This window comes from Micromonospora mirobrigensis, assembly GCF_900091555.1.
In the GTDB taxonomy this organism is placed as follows: Bacteria; Actinomycetota; Actinomycetes; order Mycobacteriales; family Micromonosporaceae; genus Micromonospora; species Micromonospora mirobrigensis.
In genome coordinates, this window is the sequence record NZ_FMCX01000004.1 from 401523 (window position 1) to 417242 (window position 15720).

The following is a 15720-nucleotide window of genomic DNA, read 5'->3' on the forward strand; positions in this document are numbered from 1 at the left end:
GGACCGGTCCCGTTCCGACGGGCCCGTGCGCCCCTGCCGCTGCGGCCGGCCGGCCCCTAGCGTCGAGGGGGAGCCGAGGAGGTCACCATGCGGACGTGGCAGGTACGGGACGTGATGACGACGGACGTCGCGACGGTACGGGAGAACACCGCGTACCGGGAGGTCGTGGACGCGCTGACCGGCCGGCGGGTGACCGCGGCGCCGGTGGTCGACGGCGGCCGGCGGGTGCTCGGGGTGGTCTCCGAGGCGGACCTGCTGCACAAGGTGGAGCTGCTGGGGCAGCCGCACGAGCGCCGGGTGTTCCCCGGCAGCCGGCGGCGGCAGGCCCGGATCAAGGCGGACGCGACCCTGGCCGCTGACCTGATGACCGCACCGGCGATCACCGTCGGGCCGGACGCCACGCTGGTCGAGGCGGCCCGGCTGATGACCGGGCGCCGGGTCAAGCGGCTGCCGGTGGTGGACGACCTGGGTCGGCTGGTCGGCATCGTGACCCGGGGTGACCTGCTCGCGGTGCACCTGCGCCCGGACGACGACATCCGCCGGGACGTGGTGCAGGAGGTGCTGCACCGGGTGCTCGCGCTGCCGGACACCGCCGTCGACGTCACCGTGCGCGAGGGCGTGGTGACCCTGACCGGCCAACTCGACCGCTGGTCCACCGTGCACCTCGCGCTGCGACTGAGCGCGCAGGTCAGCGGCGTGGTGCAGGTGGTCGACGCGCTCGGGTACGCGGTGGACGACGCGCCGATGGCCGCGCTACGCCTCGGCGGCTCCACCCCGGCCGGCATCGCCTGAGGCGAGGGCGTCGAGGAGGAGCGCCGCGGTCCAGCCGAACGCGGCCGAGCCGAGGCCCGCGCCGGTGTCCGGGTGGAAGTACTCGTGGCAGCCGGCCCCGGCGACCAGGTCGATCATCGACCGGCGCAGCCCGGCGGCCAGGTCGGGGCGGCCGTGGCTGCGCAGTCCCCGCCAGAGCAGCCAGTTCAGGTTCATCCAGCTCGGCCCCCGCCAGTAGCGCAGCGGTTCGAAGTCGCTCGCCGTCCGGTCGTGGCTGGGCAGTGGCCGGTCCATCCGGGGCGCCAGCCCGAACCGGGCCGAACACGCCTCGGTGACCACCGCCGCGGCCTGCCGGGGCGGCAGGTCGGGGAGGATCAGCGGGGTGAGGCCGAGCGCGGTACGCGCGGGCACCAGCCGGTCGGCCCGGACGTCGCGGGGCTGGAAGGTGCCGGTGACGGGGTCGAAGAGGCGCCCGACCAGGGCCTCGGTGATCCGTCGGGCGCGGTCGCGGTGCGGGGCCGGGTCGACGCCGATCACCGTGGCGATGTCGGCGAGGGCGTGCTCGGCGGCGCCCCGGGCGGCGTTGAACAGCGGGCACTCGACCAGGAACGGGTGCCACCGCGCCAGGTCGTCGTCGCGGTAGCGGTGCTCCCGGTACGACTCCACCATCGCCAGGTAGCGCGCGTAGTCCAGGTCCGTGGGGCGGTGCGCGGCGTCGGCGTGCACGGTGTCGTGCCGGGTGTACGCCCGCATCACGGCGGCGTCGGCCGGCACCGCCGCCATCGGCTCGTCCCAGGCGGGGCTGTTGTCCAGCCCGGACTCCCACGGGTGGACCACGCACGCCAGCCCGCCGCCGGCGACGTCCCGGCGCTCGGCCAGGTAACGCTGCTGGGCCACCAGGGCGGGATAGAGCTCGGCCAGCGCCGCCCGTGAGGCGGCCGAGGGCGCGCGGCGGTGCACCAGCCAGGCGGCGAGCGCGTGCACGGGCGGCTGCACGATGCCCGAGGTGGCCGCGGCCGGGGCGTCGTCGGCGCGGTCCGAGCCCCAGAACTCCGGCCCCGGGAAGTACGCCTCGACCCGCAGCCTCGGGTTGAACACGATGTGCGGCATCCGGCCGTCGGCCCACTGGGCCGCGAAGAGCGTACGCAGCTCCTGCCAGGCCCGCTCGGGGCGGATGTGGGCCAGCCCGATCGCGATGAACGCCGAGTCCCAGCTCCACTGGTGCGGGTAGAGGGTCCGCGACGGCACGGTGTGGTCGTGTTCCCAGTTGCCGTCGAGGGTGGCCACGGCGAGGCGGCGCAGCTGGTCCGCCTCCGCCGGGCCGCCCCCGTCGCCGGTCACCGCGGGCGCGGCCGGCCCCGGGGCGGTCACGCGGCGGCCTGCCGGGGCTGGGCGTGCCGGAGCACGGTGGCGGCCTGTTGCAGGGCGCGTACCGGGTCGCCGCGCAGCCGGCACTCCAGGGCGAGCCAGCCCCGGTAGTTCAGCTCCAGCAGGGTACGCAGCAGCGCCGGCCAGTCCAGGTGGCCCGCGCCGGGCTGGAACCGGTTTGAGTCGCTGACCTGGACGTGGCCGAGGTACGGCGCGGCGGCGCGCAGCGCCCGGTGCACGTCGTCCTCCTCGATGTTCATGTGGAAGGTGTCGGCCACCACCCGGACCGAGGGCAGTCCCACCGTGGCGCAGAGGGCGACCGCGTCCTCCAGCCGGTTGACCATGTGGTCCTCGTACCGGTTGAGGGGTTCCAGGAAGAGGGTGACCCCCTCGGCCCGGGCGTGTTCGCCCAGCTCGCCCAGGGCGTCGACGAGCACCTGCCGGTCGCCGGCGGCCGAGCGGGGCGGTTCGAACGGCGGCAGCCGGCGGGAGAACATCCCCCAGGCGGCCGGGGTCATCGCCCCGATGCCGCCGAGTTCGGCGATCACCGACAGCTGGGAGCGCAGGTTGGCCACGGCGTCGCGGGAGCGGGCCGGGTCGAAGTCGCCGAGGAAGTGGTCCATCTCGACGCAGACGGTCGGCATGGCCACTCCGGCGGCGCGGGCCCGGCGCAGTTCGGGCCGGCGGCGGGCGAGGGCGAAGTCGGCGCGACCGCGCAGCTCGATCCCGTCGTAGCCGAGGGAGACCGCGAGGGCGTGCTTCTGGATCAGGTCGGCGCCGGGGAGCAGCTGTTCCTGGCAGGCGATGGGAATGGTCATGAGAACCTCAGCACGACTTGTAGGACGTCACCGGCCGCGTGGTCGAGCAGCGCCAGCGCGTCGGCCACCGCGCTCGCGTCGACGACGTGGCTCACCAGCGGCAACGGGTCGACGCTGCCCTCGGCCACCAGTTCCATGAAGGTGTGCGCCACGCGGGTGCCGGTCCACCGGCCGGCCATGCTCGGCGCGGGGGTGGGGCCGGAGACCTGGGCCGCCACCAGCTGGATGCGGTTGTGGTGGAACTCCTCGCCGAGGCCGAGGCCGTCGGCCGGGCCCTGGTAGAAGCCGGCCGCCACCACGCGGCCGGCGTGGGTGGTGGCCCGGATCGCCTCGTGCAGCGCCGGGTACGCCCCGGACAGCTCCAGGCAGACGTCCGCGCCGCGGCCGTCGGTGGCCCGGTGCAGGACGCCGGCGGCCGACTCGACGCCGGCGTCGACGGTGAGCCGGGCGCCGAGCCGGGCGGCCATGGCCAGCCGGGCGGGCATCCGGTCGACGGCGACCACCCGGGCGCCGGAGAGCATGCCGAGCCGGGTGGCGAGCAGCCCGATGACGCCCTGCCCGAACACCCCGACCCAGTCCCCGAGGTGCAGGTCGGCGGCGAGGACGGCGGTCAGCGCGATGGCGCCGGGGCGGGCGAAGACCGCGGCGAGCGGGTCCATCCCGGACGGCAGCGGGGTGATCGCGCCGGCCGGTACGACCGCCTCGGCCCGGTGCCCCCAGATGCCCCAGACGGTCTGGCCCGGATGTCGGTCGGAGACGTCGGAGGCCACCTCGACCACCTCGCCGACCTCCTCGTAGCCGAAACCCACCAGGGGGTATGGCACGGGGGTCTGGCGGGGTACGAACATCCGGGTGACGTCGTCCCAGTCCTTGCTGAGCCGGGGGTTGCTGCCCCGGTAGAGCGTGAGCTCGGTGCCGGCCGAGATGCCGGAGTAGCAGGTGCGGACCCGCACCTGGCCGGGGCCGAGCGGATCGTAGGGGCAGGGCTCCAGACCGATCAGTCGGGGGCCCGCGAGTGAGACAACCCAATTGCCCATGAGTCACTTCCCGGAAGCGCCGGGTTGGTGCGAATGACAAAAATAGTTATATGTCTTGTAATTGATCAGAACAAGACGTTGAATCCTTCATGTACCCTTCGAGAGGAGTGCCACCGGTGTCATCCCCTCCGACGCGGATCCTCGCCTCAACCCTGATCATGGCATTGGCCGGGGCCAGCCTGCTGGCCTGCGGCAACGACGAGCCGAAAAGTGACAACTCCCAGATCACCGTCTGGAGCCTCGAGGACGTGGCCGACCGGGTGAACGCCACCAAGGCGATCATCGCGGACTACACCGCCAAGACCGGCGTCAAGGTCAACCTGGTTCCGGTGAACGAGGACCAGTTCCCCTCGCTGATCGCCTCCAGCGCCGCGGCCGGCGAGCTGCCCGACGTGGTGGGCTCGGTCTCGCTGGCCGGCATCCGTACGCTCGCCGGCAACGAGCTGCTGCACCCGGACGCCAACGCGCAGATCGTCGACAAGCTGGGCAAGGAGACGTTCTCCCCGCGCGCCCTGGAGCTGACCTCCGACGACGGCAAGCAGCTCTCCGTCCCCAGTGACGGGTGGGGCCAGCTGCTGGTCTACCGCAAGGATCTCTTCGACGCGGCCGGCCTGCCCGCCCCCGACACGTACGAGAAGATCACCGCGGCCGCGACCAGGCTGAACACCGGCGGCGTCGCCGGCATCACCGCGGCCACCGCCCCCGGTGACGTCTTCACCCAGCAGACCTTCGAGCACCTGGCGCTGGCGAACAACTGCCAGCTCACCGACGACTCGGGGAACGTCAAGCTGGACTCGCCGGAGTGCGTGGAGGCGTTCCGGTTCTACGGCGACCTGATGCGCAACCACTCGGTCAAGGGCGCGCAGGACGTCGACACCACCCGGGCCACCTACTTCGCCGGCAAGGCGGCCATGGTGGTCTGGTCGCCGTTCATCCTCGACGAGATGGCGGGGCTGCGCAACGACGCCAAGCCGACCTGCCCGCAGTGCGCCGCCGACCCGACCTTCCTGGCCAAGAACAGCGGCTTCGTCACCGCCATCAAGGGCCCGAACGCCACCGAGCCGGCCCAGTACGGCGAGATCAGCTCGTGGGCGGTCCTCGACGGCGCGGCCAGCGACCCGGCGAAGTCCTTCGTGGAGTACATGCTCTCCGACGGCTACCCGCGCTGGTTCGGCATGTCCCCCGAGGGCCGGTTCCCGGTCCGCAAGGGCACCGCCGACGACAAGGAGAAGTTCCTGACCGCCTGGCGCACCAGCCAGGCCGGGGTGGACGCCAAGAAGCCGCTCTCCGACGTCTACGGCAAGGACGTGCTCGACACGCTGGGCCGCAGCCCGGACACGTTCACCCGCTGGGGGCTGCCGCAGGGGCAGGGCAAACTGGTCGGGGCGATCCTCGGTGAGCTGCCCGTGCCGAAGGCCCTCGCCGACGTCGTCGGCGGCAAGTCCGACGCCGCCGCGGCGGCCAAGCGGGCCAAGAAGGACGTCGAGGCGATCAAGGCCGGTGTGAATTGACCACCACCGCGCCGGAGGCCGGCCGCTCCCCCACCCGGGAGCGGCCGCCCACCGGCCGCCGGCCGGTGACCCTGCGCCAGCGCGAGTCCCGCGCCGGGCTCGCGCTGGTCGCGCCGACCCTGCTCGTCGTGGTCGCGGTGATCGGCATCCCGATCGTCTGGACGGTGCTCCTGGCCTTCCAGCGGGTACGCCTCGCCACGCTGCGCAAGACCGGGCTCTTCGGCGAGTTCACCATGTCGAACTTCGACCGGGTGCTGCACACCCCCGGGTTCGCCGACACGCTCTGGACCACCCTGCTCTACGCCGTCGGGGGGACCTTCGGCTCGATCGCGATCGGCCTGGTGGCCGCCCTGGTGGTGCGCCGGCCGTTCAAGGGCCGCACCCTGGTCCGGGCGTCCATGCTGCTGCCGTACGTGGCGCCGGTGGTGGCCGTCGCCTTCGTCTGGCAGGTGCTGCTCGACCCGCAGCTCGGTCTGGTCAACAACTGGGGGCAGCGGTTCCTCGGCTGGGACACGCCCATTCCGTTCCTCTCCCAGGACTCGACCGCGCTCTGGACGGTGATCGCCTTCGAGGCGTGGCGGTACTTCCCGTTCGCCTTCCTCTTCCTGCTGGCCCGCCTCCAGGCGGTCCCCGGCGAGCTGGAGGAGGCGGCCCTGGTCGACGGGGCCACCCCGACCCAGCGGTTCCGGCACATCCTGCTCCCGCAACTGCTGCCGGTGATCGCGCTGCTGTCCCTGCTGCGCTTCATCATGACCTTCAACAAGTTCGACGACGTCTACCTGCTCACCGGCGGGGCCGCCGGCACCGAGGTGGTCAGCGTCCGGGTCTACCAGTTCCTCACCGCGCGTACCGACATCGGGGCGGCGGCGGCGCAGGCGGTCGTCCTGGCCGTGGTGCTGATCATCTTCGTCGGCATCTACCTGCGCTTCTTCACCGCCCGGAAGGAGGCGTGATGGACCGGGACCGGATCGAGACGGTCACCCTGCGCTGGCTGCGCCGGCTGGTGATCGCGGGCTTCCTGCTGGTCACCGTGCTGCCCTTCTACTACATGCTGGTGCTGTCGGTACGCCCGATCGAGCGGCTGCTGCTCGACCCGGGGGCGCTGCTGGTGCCGTTCGGCGAGCTGACCGTCGCCACGTACGCGGAGGTGTTGAAGTCGGTCGAGGAGGGCGGCCAGGGCTTCCTCACCTTCATCCGCAACAGCGGCATCGTCGCGGTCAGCGCGACCCTGCTCACCCTGCTGGTCGCCATCCCCGGCGCGTACGCGGTCTCCCGGCTGCGGTTCTTCGGCCGGCGGCAGGTGAACTTCCTGTTCCTGGCGGTCTACCTGTTCCCGTCGATCGTCATCGCGATCCCGCTCTTCGTGGTCTTCACCCGGGCCGGGCTGCGCGGGTCACTGCTCGGCCTGGTGCTGGTCTACATCTCGCAGACCCTGCCGGTGTCGGTCTACATGTTGAAGAACTACTTCGAGACGATCCCGGTCAGCCTGGAGGAGTCCGCGGCCATCGACGGGGCCGGTCGGCTCGGCATCATCCGCCGGGTCAGCCTGCCGCTGGCGGCGCCGTCGATCATGGCGGTCGCGCTCTACGACTTCATGATCGCCTGGAACGAGTTCTTCTTCGCCCTGCTGTTCCTGGTCGACAAGCCGAACCGGTGGACGGTGTCGCTGGGGTTGTCCCTGCTCTCCGACGGCGTCGAGGTGCCGAAGACGGTGCTGATGGCGGGCTCGGTGCTGCTCACCCTGCCCATCGTCATCCTCTTCTTCGCCAGCGAGCGCCTGTTGACCGAGGGCCTCACCAGCGGCGCCGAGAAGGGCTGAGCCCAGGGCCGGGCGGTGGAGGGAACAAGCCTGTCGAGCGCGGTCCGGCACGCCGACGCCGACCCGGAGACCCGACTCCGCCGTGGGCCCGGCCGGTGGGGCGGTTACCGTGGCGGCATGGCGAACCCGACCCGCTGGGTGACCGAGACCGGTCCCGAGCACTCGCAGTGGTACATCGACCGGTTCCGGCGGATGGCCGCCGAAGGGGTCGACCTGGCCGGTGAGGCGCGACTCGTCGACGCGATGGTGGCCCCCGGCTCGCGGATCCTCGACGCGGGCTGCGGGACGGGCCGGGTGGGCGCGGCACTGGCCCGGCGGGGCCACACCGTCGTCGGCGTGGACGCCGATCCCGCGCTGGTCGAGGCCGCCCGCACCGACCACCCCGGCCCGCTCTGGCTGGTCGGCGACCTGGCCGAGCTGGACCTGGCGGAGGCCGGCGAGGCCGAGCCGTTCGACGCGGCGGTCTGCGCCGGCAACGTGATGGCCTTCGTGGCGCCGGGCACCGAGCGGGAGGTGCTGGGCCGGATCGCTGCCCACCTGCGCCCCGACGGGCTGCTGGTGGTCGGCTTCGGCACCGACCGCGGCTACCGACTGCCCGACTTCGACGCCGACACCGCCGCGGTCGGCCTGCGCCTCGAACACCGCTTCGCCACCTGGGACCTGCGCCCCTGGCAGGACGAGGCCACCTTCGCGGTCACCGCCCTGCGCCGCCCCGCCGACTGACCCGTCAGCCGGGGGCGGCGACCGCGCGGGCCGCCTCCGGGTCGAGTGGGCTGCCTGCGGGCACCAGGCTGACCAGCCCGGCGGGCAGGCGTACCGGCCGGACGTCGCGGTAGCCGAGCATGGCGAGCACGGTCCGGTCGGCCAGCACGTACCGGCGCCCGAGGTCGGTCACCACGGAGACGGCCCCACCGGTGGCCCCCGGAGCGGCGGCGCTCTCCACGACCGCACCCCGGCCCGGCTCGACCAGGACGTGGTCGGCCAGCGGCGGCCCAGCGGCCGACGACGGGGTCCGCGCGGCGGCGGTGAGATCCGGCAGCGAGCCGCCGAGTCGCAGTTCCCGGGCGCCACCGTCGTCGCCGGTACGGGCGCAGACGCTGCCCGCCTCCGCGCCGGCCAGCCGGGGTGGGGAGGACGGCGGGGCGGCGGCGCCCCGGGTCACCCGGTCGCGCAGTCTGGGCAGCTCGGCGAAGCGCCCGAGGCTGAGCTGCTCGGGCGCGCTCTGGCCGGTGCGGGCGAGCAGCAGGCTCGCCTGGAGTTCGGTGATCCCGGCGAGGCCGTCGCGTTCGACCAGCGCGTACTGGCGGCCACCCCCGGTGTTGCGGACCAGGTAGACGGTGCCGATGGTGGCCCCCGGCACCGTGCGGGACGGCCCGCCCAGCCCGGCCACGGCCGGCGGGGCCAGATCGACGCCCGCGGTGAGGGTGTTGAGCAGCGCCGGCGCCACCGGGACGGCCCGTTCCCGGGTGGCGGCCAGCGCGGCCAGCACCCGGTCGGGGTCACGGATCAGGTGCCGCCGCTGGTGCCAGACCAGGTGCAGGGTGCCGTCGGGGTGACGCACCAGCAGCCCGTCCTCGCGCAGCGGTCGTCCTCCGGTGACGTCCCGGCCGATCAGCAGCGCCGAGCGGGCGCCCGGGCGGTCCGGGTCGGTGCCGGGCACCGAGCAGACCGTCCAGCCGGTGGTGGCGAGCCGGCCGGGGGCCGGTAACGAGTCGGGGGCGTCGGCGATGCCGAGCGGCAGCCCGCGCGGCACCCCCTCGATCGACCGGCGGGAGACCAGCACGGTCCTCGGCTGCTCCGCGCCGATGATCAGCAACGCCGACGCGTAGTTGAGCACCGGATGCAGGGTGTCCTGCCGGTAGACGAACCGGGCGCCGGACTCCTTCTCCACGATCACGGCGTTCGGGTCGCGCCACTTGGTGCCGCCGCCGGCGAACAGGCCGTACAGGGCCGCGCCGCCCAGGGCGATCACGGCGACCAGCACGCTGGCCAGCCCGGCGCCGGCGAGCCGGCGCAGCGGTGACCTGGCCGGGTCCGTCTCCCGCATCACCAGGGCGGCGACCGCCCGCTGGACGGTGAACTGGTACGAGTGCAGCTGGTCCTGCCGCGACGGCATGCGGTCCCTTCCGGCGATACGGTCGGCGCACAGGATAAGCGTTCCGTCGACATCCCGGGGACCCTGCGTGTCCGCGCAAGCACCCGACACCGCTCCCCCGGTCCCCGGGGCCGCGGTCGGGTGGCCCTTGAGGAGTCGGGCGGGCCCTAGCGGACCGGCGGCACACCTCCTGCGCACCCTGTCGAGCTGATGACGTGAACGGATCGCCGGAGCGTCGTCTGCCCGGCTTCCGGTCCACGCACGGTCGCCGACTGCCGTGAGTCGTCTGCGTCATCAGCTCGAAAGGAAGGCGAACCCACCTGGCGGCCCCGATCGGCGCAGGCAGAACGCGCCACGGGCCGGAGACCGCGGGCCACCCGCCGGTCGGCGCGGAGCCGTGTCGGACGGGCCCGGGCCGACCCGCCGGCCGGGGGCGGCCGGACGAAGCGGCGGGGCCTCCGGCACACCGGTCGACGCGGCCCGACCCCGCGGCTGATCCGTCCCGGGCCGGCCGGGGCTTAGCGTCACCGAGTGATCACCGTCGCCCGCCGACCGGGGCTCCGGCCCGCCGTGCCCCGCCGCACCCCGATCGCCGGCGCCACCGGTGGCCCCGGCGCCTCGGGGCCGCCGCCGACGCTCGCGGCGCTGGCCGCCGCCACCTCGGCGCTGACCCCGGTGAGCTGGGCGGGCACCCTGTTCGGTGGGTGGTTGCTCACCGCCGGGCCGGTGGGTCCGCACGGTGGGGAGGCGGCCGGCTGGGAGCCGTGGCTCGTCGTCACCGGGCCGGTGGCCCTGCTGCTCACCGCCACGGCGGCGGTCACCCTGCGGTGCCGGGGCGCCTCCGGGCCGGCGTCGGTGTTCGCGGCCGTGGCGCTGCTCGGGGTGGCGGCGGCGGCGCTCTGGCGGTGGTGACCGGCGGGCGAGGCGCGCGGGGTGGACCGGAGCGGCATCCGTCCAGGTCGTGTGCCCGCATGCCGGCCCGGGCCGGACGGCCGGACCGGTAGCATCCGACGACGGAAACGGCCGGAAATGAGGGACCGCGTGGGCATCCGATTCGAAGAGCTGGCCTGGCGGGAGACCCCGATCGGGGAGATCAGCCTGCGCCGGCGCCGGGACCCGTCGCTCGACCTGGACGTGTACGAGGTCAAGCTCGACGACGAGTTCCTGATGTCGAGCCTGTTCCCGGTGGCGGAGATCGAGCTGGCCCGGCTGGGGCTGGCGCCGCTGACCGGTGACGATCTCGACGTGGTTGTCGGCGGGCTGGGCCTGGGCTACACCGCCCGTACGGTGCTGGAGGAGGACCGGGTCCGCTCGATGGTGGTGGTCGAGGCGATCGAGGACGTCATCGACTGGCACCGGCGGGGGCTGCTGCCCTTCGCCGACGGGTTGGCGGCGGATCCGCGTACCCGGTTCGTGCAGGCCGACTTCTTCGCGGCGGTGGAGAGCGGGGCGGGCTTCGACCCGGACGAACCGGGCCGGCTCTTCCACGCGATCCTGCTGGACGTGGACCACTCCCCCCGGCACGTGCTCCATCCGTCGCATGCCGGTTTCTACACCGTGGAGGGACTGCACCGGATGGCCCGCCACCTGCGCCCGGAGGGGGTCTTCGCGCTCTGGTCGAACGACCCGCCGGACCCGGAGTTCCAGCGGATCCTGACCGAGGTGTTCCCGACCTCGCTGGCCCACGTCGTCCGGTTCCCCAACCCGTTGCAGCGCCGCGAGTCGGCCAACACGGTGTACGTGGCACGCCGCTGACCGGCGGCCGGCCGGCATGGGCGCGGCCGCAGCGGGAAGGCGGGCCCAGGCGTCCCCGCCGGGGACACGTCGGTCACGGGAGGCGAACATGCGGGCCCTGCTCTGGGTCGTCGGCGTCGTCGGGGGCGCGCTCATCCTGCTCGGGTTGCTGCTGGAAGCGGTCCGCTGGCTGGTGATCATCGGGTTGATCGCCCTGGTCGCGGTGATCGTGCTGGCCTTCGTCAAGGGTCGCCAGTCGGTGCACTCCCGACGCTGACCCGCCCGCCACGCCGGGCCCGCCCATCCACCTACGCTTCCGTAGGTTACCGAAGCGTAGGTTAATCTGGGCGGCGTTGGCGGCGAGCGAGGAGGCGGCGATGGACCGGACCGACCAGAGGCCCTGGCTGCGCAGCTACGCCCCCGGCGTACCGGCGGAGATCGACCTGCCGGACGGCTCGCTGGTCGACCTGCTCACCGAGGCCGCGCACCGCTTCGGCCCCCGGGTGGCGCTGGACTTCTTCGGCGCCACCACCACGTACGCCGAGCTCGCCGGGCAGGTGTCCCGCGCCGCGGAGGCGCTGCGCCGCCTCGGCGTGGGCCGCGGTGACCGGGTGGCGCTGGTGCTGCCGAACTGCCCCCAGCACGTGGTCGCCTTCTACGCCGTGCTGCGGCTGGGCGCGGTGGTGGTCGAGCACAACCCGCTCTACACCCCGCAGGAGCTGGAGCACCAGCTCACCGACCACGGCGCCCGGGTGGCCGTGGTCTGGGACAAGATCGCCCCGGCGGTGACCGGCCGGGCCGAGGTGCGGACGGTGATCGCGGTCGACCTGACCCGGGCGCTGCCCCGGCGCAAGCGCTGGGCGTTGCGGCTGCCGCTGGGCAGGGCCCGCGCCGCCCGGGCGGCGATGACCGCGCCGGCCCCCGACGCGCTGTCCTGGGCGGAGCTGCTCGCCGCCGCCACCCCGCTGGCCGCCGACCACCCCGCGCCGGAGGCCGGGGACACCGCGCTGCTCCAGTACACCGGCGGCACCACCGGCACCCCGAAGGGCGCCGTGCTCAGCCATCGCAACCTGCGGGCCAACGCCGCGCAGGGCCGCGCCTGGGTGCCGGGCCTGCGCGACGGCGAGGAGACGGTGTACGCGGTGCTGCCGCTGTTCCACGCGTACGGGCTCACCCTCTGCCTGACCTTCTCGGTGGGCATCGGCGCCACCATGGTGCTCTTCCCCCGCTTCGACCTCGACCAGGTGCTCGACGCCGTCGGCCGCCGCCCGCCGACGTTCCTGCCCGCGGTGCCGCCGATCTACGAGCGGCTGGCCACGGCGGCCCGGGACCGCGGCGTCGACCTCACCTCGGCCCGGTACGCCCTCTCCGGCGCGATGCCCCTGCCGCCGTCCACTGTCGAGTTGTGGGAGTCGGTGACCGGTGGGCTGCTGGTCGAGGGGTACGGGATGACCGAGGCCTCACCGATCGCGCTGGGCAACCCGGTCTCCCCCGCTCGCCGCCCCGGCACCGTCGGCATTCCGTTCCCCTCCACCGACGTGCGGATCGTCGACCCGGAGGACCCGTCCCGGGACCGGCCCGCCGGTGAGCCCGGTGAGCTGCTGGTCCGCGGGCCGCAGGTGTTCGGCGGCTACTGGCGGCGCCCCGAGGAGACGGCGCAGGTGCTGTTGGCCGACGGGTGGTTGCGTACCGGGGACGTGGTGGTGATGGACGACGACGGCTTCGTCAGCGTGGTCGACCGGATCAAGGAAATGATCATCACCGGCGGGTTCAACGTCTACCCGTCGGAGGTGGAGGAGGCGCTGCGCCGGCTGCCCGGCGTACGCGACGCCGCCGCGGTGGGGATGCCCGGCCCGGACGGGGCCGAGGAGGTGGTGGCCGCCGTGGTGCTGGAGCCCGACGCCACCGGCGGGCCGGAGGAGCTGCGGGCCGGCTGTCGTGAGCACCTGGCCGGCTACAAGGTGCCCCGCCGGGTGGTGCCGGTGGAGGAGCTGCCCCGCTCCCAGATCGGCAAGGTGCTGCGCCGCGAGGTCCGCGACCGCCTCCTGGCCGGCGACTGACCGGCCCGCCGCCGGCTGGCGGCGCAACCCGTATGGTGTTGCCGACGGCGACGCGGGGCGGGTGACGGCAGGTGACGATCGAACGCACGTCGGTGCTTCCGACCGACGAGCAGATCCGGGCGCTGCACGAGCGGTTCGCGCCGAGCGAGGAGGCGTTCGAGCTGGTCCACACCCACTGCCGGATCGTCTGCGAGGTGGCCGAGCAGCTGCTCGACCGGCACCGCGCCCCGCTGGACGTCGAGCTGGTACGCGCCGGCGCCCTGCTGCACGACATCGGCGTCTACCGCCTCTACGACTCGACCGGGCGCCTGGACCACGCGAACTACCTGCGGCACGGCGTGCTGGGGCACGCGCTGCTGCGGGACCTCGGGCTGCCCGAGGAGCTGGGTCGCTTCTGTTCACACCACACCGGGGTCGGCCTGACCCGCGACGACGTGCGACGCCAGGGCCTGCCGCTGCCGGTGGACGACTACACCGCCGACAGCGGGGAGGAGCAGCTGGTGATGTACGCCGACAAGTTCCACAGCAAGTCGACGCCGCCCAGCTTCCTCACCTCGGCGTCGTACGCGGCGAAGGTGAGCCGGTTCGGCGCGGACAAGGTGGCCGGCTTCGCGGCGCTGGTGGAGATGTTCGGCGAGCCGGACCTGACCGCGCTGGCCCGCCGGCACGGCCATCCGATCGGCTGACCGGTCAGACGGCGGCGAGCACCGTCTCCAGCGGTCGGGGCAGCGTTTCCCGTTCCGCCGCCACCTCGGTGAGCAGCCGGACGTAGCGCAGGCTGCGGCGGGAGCTGCTGCGCAGGAAGCGCCACAGCTGCGTCCCGGGCTCCCGGCCCCGCCAGGCCGGCTGGCTCTGGAAGGCACGGAACGAGCGCAGGTCACCCTGTGACTCGAGGAGCGCCTCGACCCCGGCGACGCCGAGGGCGCGGATCAGCTCCTCCTCCAGGTCACCGACGCACACCGCGAACCCGAGGCGCTCCAGCTCGTCCCGGGTGTGCGGCGACCAGATTCGCGCCAGGTCCAGTCCGCGCCGGAAGATCCCCTCCTCACGCAGGTCGCAGAGGCCGGCGAGCCGGCGCCCGGCGCCCTGCGGCCCCAGCATGGTCAGGAAGCGGCCGACCGGGTGCGCCCCACCCATCGGCACGATCACCACCCGCTCGGCCGAGAGATCCCGGCCCCGGCCGGCGGCCGCCGTCGCCAGCGCGATCCGGTCGCTGATCCCCTCGACCAGCACCACGGCCGCCGCCGTCCCGGCTTCGGCGAGCGCCTGGGCCGTCGCCCGGAGCGAAGCGCCGTTGCCGCCGAGCGGGCCGTCTACGGCATCGGGGGCGGATCCCCGGGGAGGCAGGTCGGCTCGTCCGATGGTCGCCATGGCCACATCATCGACGCGGCGTGCCGGGGCCGGCCAGGGATTTACCGGCCCGGCGGTGGTCACCCACCGGCCGGAAACAGCCGTCCGAACGACTCAGCGCGGGGAGCGGCGGTCCGCCAGGGCGTAGGAGGCCGCGGCGGTGAGCGCTGACACCGCCAGCACCGAGGGCCAGGAACCGATCCGCCGGGCCAGCGGGTGGGACAGGCCGAAGGCGCCGACGTACGTGACGACCAGCGCCGCCGTGACCGCCGGGCTGGTCCGCCGGGCCCACTCCCGGCCGGCCAGCACACCGCCGGCGGCGAGGACGACGCCGCCCAGCGGACGGTTGCCGGTGCGGCGGGCGAGCTGCCAGCCACCGATCAGGGAACCGGCGGTGGTCGCGGCGGTGGGAACACGCATGCGACGACCGTACCCGTCGGACCGGCGGGAAACCGGGCGGCGACGCGGATCGCCCGCCGCTAGGCTTCCGGCCGTGTCGACGATCCTCTCGGTCAACCTGGCGGTCCCGCGACCCAACCCGGCCAAGGAGGTGGGGGTCACCGGCATCGACAAGCGGCCCGTCGACCACCCGGTCCCGGTGCGCGCCCCCGGACCGAAGACCACCGGGCTGCACAGCGGCCTGGTCGGCGACCAGATCTTCGACGTCCAACACCACGGCGGTGACGACCAGGCGGTCTACGCGTACGCGCGGGAGGACTACGACTGGTGGCAGACGCGGCTGGGTCGCCCGCTCGCCGACGGGATCTTCGGCGAGAACCTGACCACCGCGGGGGTGGACGTCAACGGCGCGGTGATCGGTGAACGGTGGCACGTCGGTTCCCGGTTGGTGCTCCAGCCGACGTTCGGGCGCATCCCATGCGCCACGTTCCAGCACAGGATGGGCGAGCCCCACTGGGTGAGGACCTTCGCCTCGGCGGCCCGGCCCGGCGCGTACCTGCGGGTGCTGGAGCCGGGCGAGGTGCGGGCCGGTGATCCGGTGACCGTGGAGGACCGTCCGGCGCACGGGGTGACGATCGCGCGGGCGTTCCGGGCGTACCTGACCGAGCCACGGCTGCTGCCGGAGCTGGTGGCGACCGAGGGGATCCCCGAGGACCTGCGGGCGACCCTGGCCGAACGGCTTCCCGGCCGGCGCTAGC

Annotated in this window: 17 protein-coding genes; 11 read left to right on the forward strand and 6 right to left on the reverse strand. The window is 74.0% G+C overall.

The features are described 5' to 3' along the window. Positions 1–87: 87 nt before the first annotated feature. Positions 88–792, forward strand: coding sequence for a CBS domain-containing protein (locus GA0070564_RS16530; RefSeq protein ID WP_091609516.1), 705 nt, complete (start codon positions 88–90; stop codon positions 790–792). Here the strand turns inward: GA0070564_RS16530 and GA0070564_RS16535 are convergent. The 3 genes from GA0070564_RS16535 to GA0070564_RS16545 are packed head-to-tail and all read right to left on the reverse strand — an operon-like array spanning position 754 to position 3994. After that, the gene (locus GA0070564_RS16535; protein WP_425412483.1) at positions 754–2142 is read right to left on the reverse strand and encodes an MGH1-like glycoside hydrolase domain-containing protein; all 1389 of its coding nucleotides are present in this window, start codon (positions 2140–2142) and stop codon (positions 754–756) included. The genes GA0070564_RS16530 and GA0070564_RS16535 overlap by 39 nt on opposite strands. Continuing rightward, positions 2139–2957 (reverse strand): sugar phosphate isomerase/epimerase family protein, encoded by an 819-nt coding sequence (locus GA0070564_RS16540; protein ID WP_091609517.1) that lies wholly within the window; start codon positions 2955–2957, stop codon positions 2139–2141. Before GA0070564_RS16540 ends, GA0070564_RS16535 begins: the two co-directional genes overlap by 4 nt. Further along, the gene (locus GA0070564_RS16545) at positions 2954–3994 is read right to left on the reverse strand and encodes a zinc-dependent alcohol dehydrogenase (RefSeq protein ID WP_091609518.1); all 1041 of its coding nucleotides are present in this window, start codon (positions 3992–3994) and stop codon (positions 2954–2956) included. Before GA0070564_RS16545 ends, GA0070564_RS16540 begins: the two co-directional genes overlap by 4 nt. 116 nt (positions 3995–4110) lie before the next feature. Between GA0070564_RS16545 and GA0070564_RS16550 the strand changes: the two genes are divergently transcribed. From GA0070564_RS16550 to GA0070564_RS16565, 4 genes are all read left to right on the forward strand, one after another. Then, on the forward strand, positions 4111–5505 hold the full coding sequence (locus GA0070564_RS16550) for an ABC transporter substrate-binding protein (RefSeq protein ID WP_091609519.1): 1395 nt from the start codon (positions 4111–4113) through the stop codon (positions 5503–5505). Further along, entirely contained in the window at positions 5502–6458 is a 957-nt protein-coding gene (locus GA0070564_RS16555) for a carbohydrate ABC transporter permease (protein WP_091609520.1), read from the forward strand. The genes GA0070564_RS16550 and GA0070564_RS16555 overlap by 4 nt, the downstream gene beginning before the upstream one ends. Then, complete coding sequence (locus tag GA0070564_RS16560) at positions 6458–7324, forward strand: carbohydrate ABC transporter permease (protein WP_091609521.1); 867 nt, start codon at positions 6458–6460, stop codon at positions 7322–7324. The genes GA0070564_RS16555 and GA0070564_RS16560 overlap by 1 nt, the downstream gene beginning before the upstream one ends. A gap of 117 nt (positions 7325–7441) precedes the next feature. Beyond that, positions 7442–8047, forward strand: coding sequence for a class I SAM-dependent methyltransferase (locus GA0070564_RS16565; RefSeq protein ID WP_091609522.1), 606 nt, complete (start codon positions 7442–7444; stop codon positions 8045–8047). A 4-nt stretch (positions 8048–8051) separates the two neighbouring features. Here GA0070564_RS16565 and eccB read toward each other — a convergent pair whose 3' ends face one another. Next, positions 8052–9440, reverse strand: coding sequence for a type VII secretion protein EccB (gene eccB / locus GA0070564_RS16570; protein WP_091609523.1), 1389 nt, complete (start codon positions 9438–9440; stop codon positions 8052–8054). A 510-nt stretch (positions 9441–9950) separates the two neighbouring features. Between eccB and GA0070564_RS16575 the strand changes: the two genes are divergently transcribed. From GA0070564_RS16575 to GA0070564_RS16590, 5 genes are all read left to right on the forward strand, one after another. Then, the gene (locus GA0070564_RS16575; RefSeq protein ID WP_091609524.1) at positions 9951–10331 is read left to right on the forward strand and encodes a hypothetical protein; all 381 of its coding nucleotides are present in this window, start codon (positions 9951–9953) and stop codon (positions 10329–10331) included. A 129-nt stretch (positions 10332–10460) separates the two neighbouring features. Next, the gene (locus tag GA0070564_RS16580) at positions 10461–11174 is read left to right on the forward strand and encodes a polyamine aminopropyltransferase (RefSeq protein ID WP_091609525.1); all 714 of its coding nucleotides are present in this window, start codon (positions 10461–10463) and stop codon (positions 11172–11174) included. Positions 11175–11262: 88 nt separating this feature from the next. Beyond that, positions 11263–11430, forward strand: a complete 168-nt coding sequence (locus GA0070564_RS29330) for a hypothetical protein (RefSeq protein WP_176730694.1) — start codon at positions 11263–11265, stop codon at positions 11428–11430. Between the two features lie 76 nt (positions 11431–11506). After that, a complete protein-coding gene (locus tag GA0070564_RS16585; RefSeq protein WP_281182164.1) occupies positions 11507–13213 on the forward strand; it encodes a long-chain-fatty-acid--CoA ligase in 1707 nt (568 codons plus the stop codon). A 71-nt stretch (positions 13214–13284) separates the two neighbouring features. After that, complete coding sequence (locus GA0070564_RS16590) at positions 13285–13899, forward strand: HD domain-containing protein (protein WP_091609527.1); 615 nt, start codon at positions 13285–13287, stop codon at positions 13897–13899. 4 nt (positions 13900–13903) lie between these two features. Here GA0070564_RS16590 and GA0070564_RS16595 read toward each other — a convergent pair whose 3' ends face one another. Together GA0070564_RS16595 and GA0070564_RS16600 are read right to left on the reverse strand one after the other, a co-directional pair. Beyond that, entirely contained in the window at positions 13904–14584 is a 681-nt protein-coding gene (locus GA0070564_RS16595) for a TOPRIM nucleotidyl transferase/hydrolase domain-containing protein (RefSeq protein ID WP_218104937.1), read from the reverse strand. 93 nt (positions 14585–14677) lie between these two features. Beyond that, complete coding sequence (locus tag GA0070564_RS16600) at positions 14678–14983, reverse strand: hypothetical protein (protein WP_091609528.1); 306 nt, start codon at positions 14981–14983, stop codon at positions 14678–14680. Between the two features lie 73 nt (positions 14984–15056). Between GA0070564_RS16600 and GA0070564_RS16605 the strand changes: the two genes are divergently transcribed. Beyond that, entirely contained in the window at positions 15057–15719 is a 663-nt protein-coding gene (locus GA0070564_RS16605; RefSeq protein WP_091609529.1) for an MOSC domain-containing protein, read from the forward strand. The last annotated feature ends 1 nt before the right edge of the window (position 15720 follow it).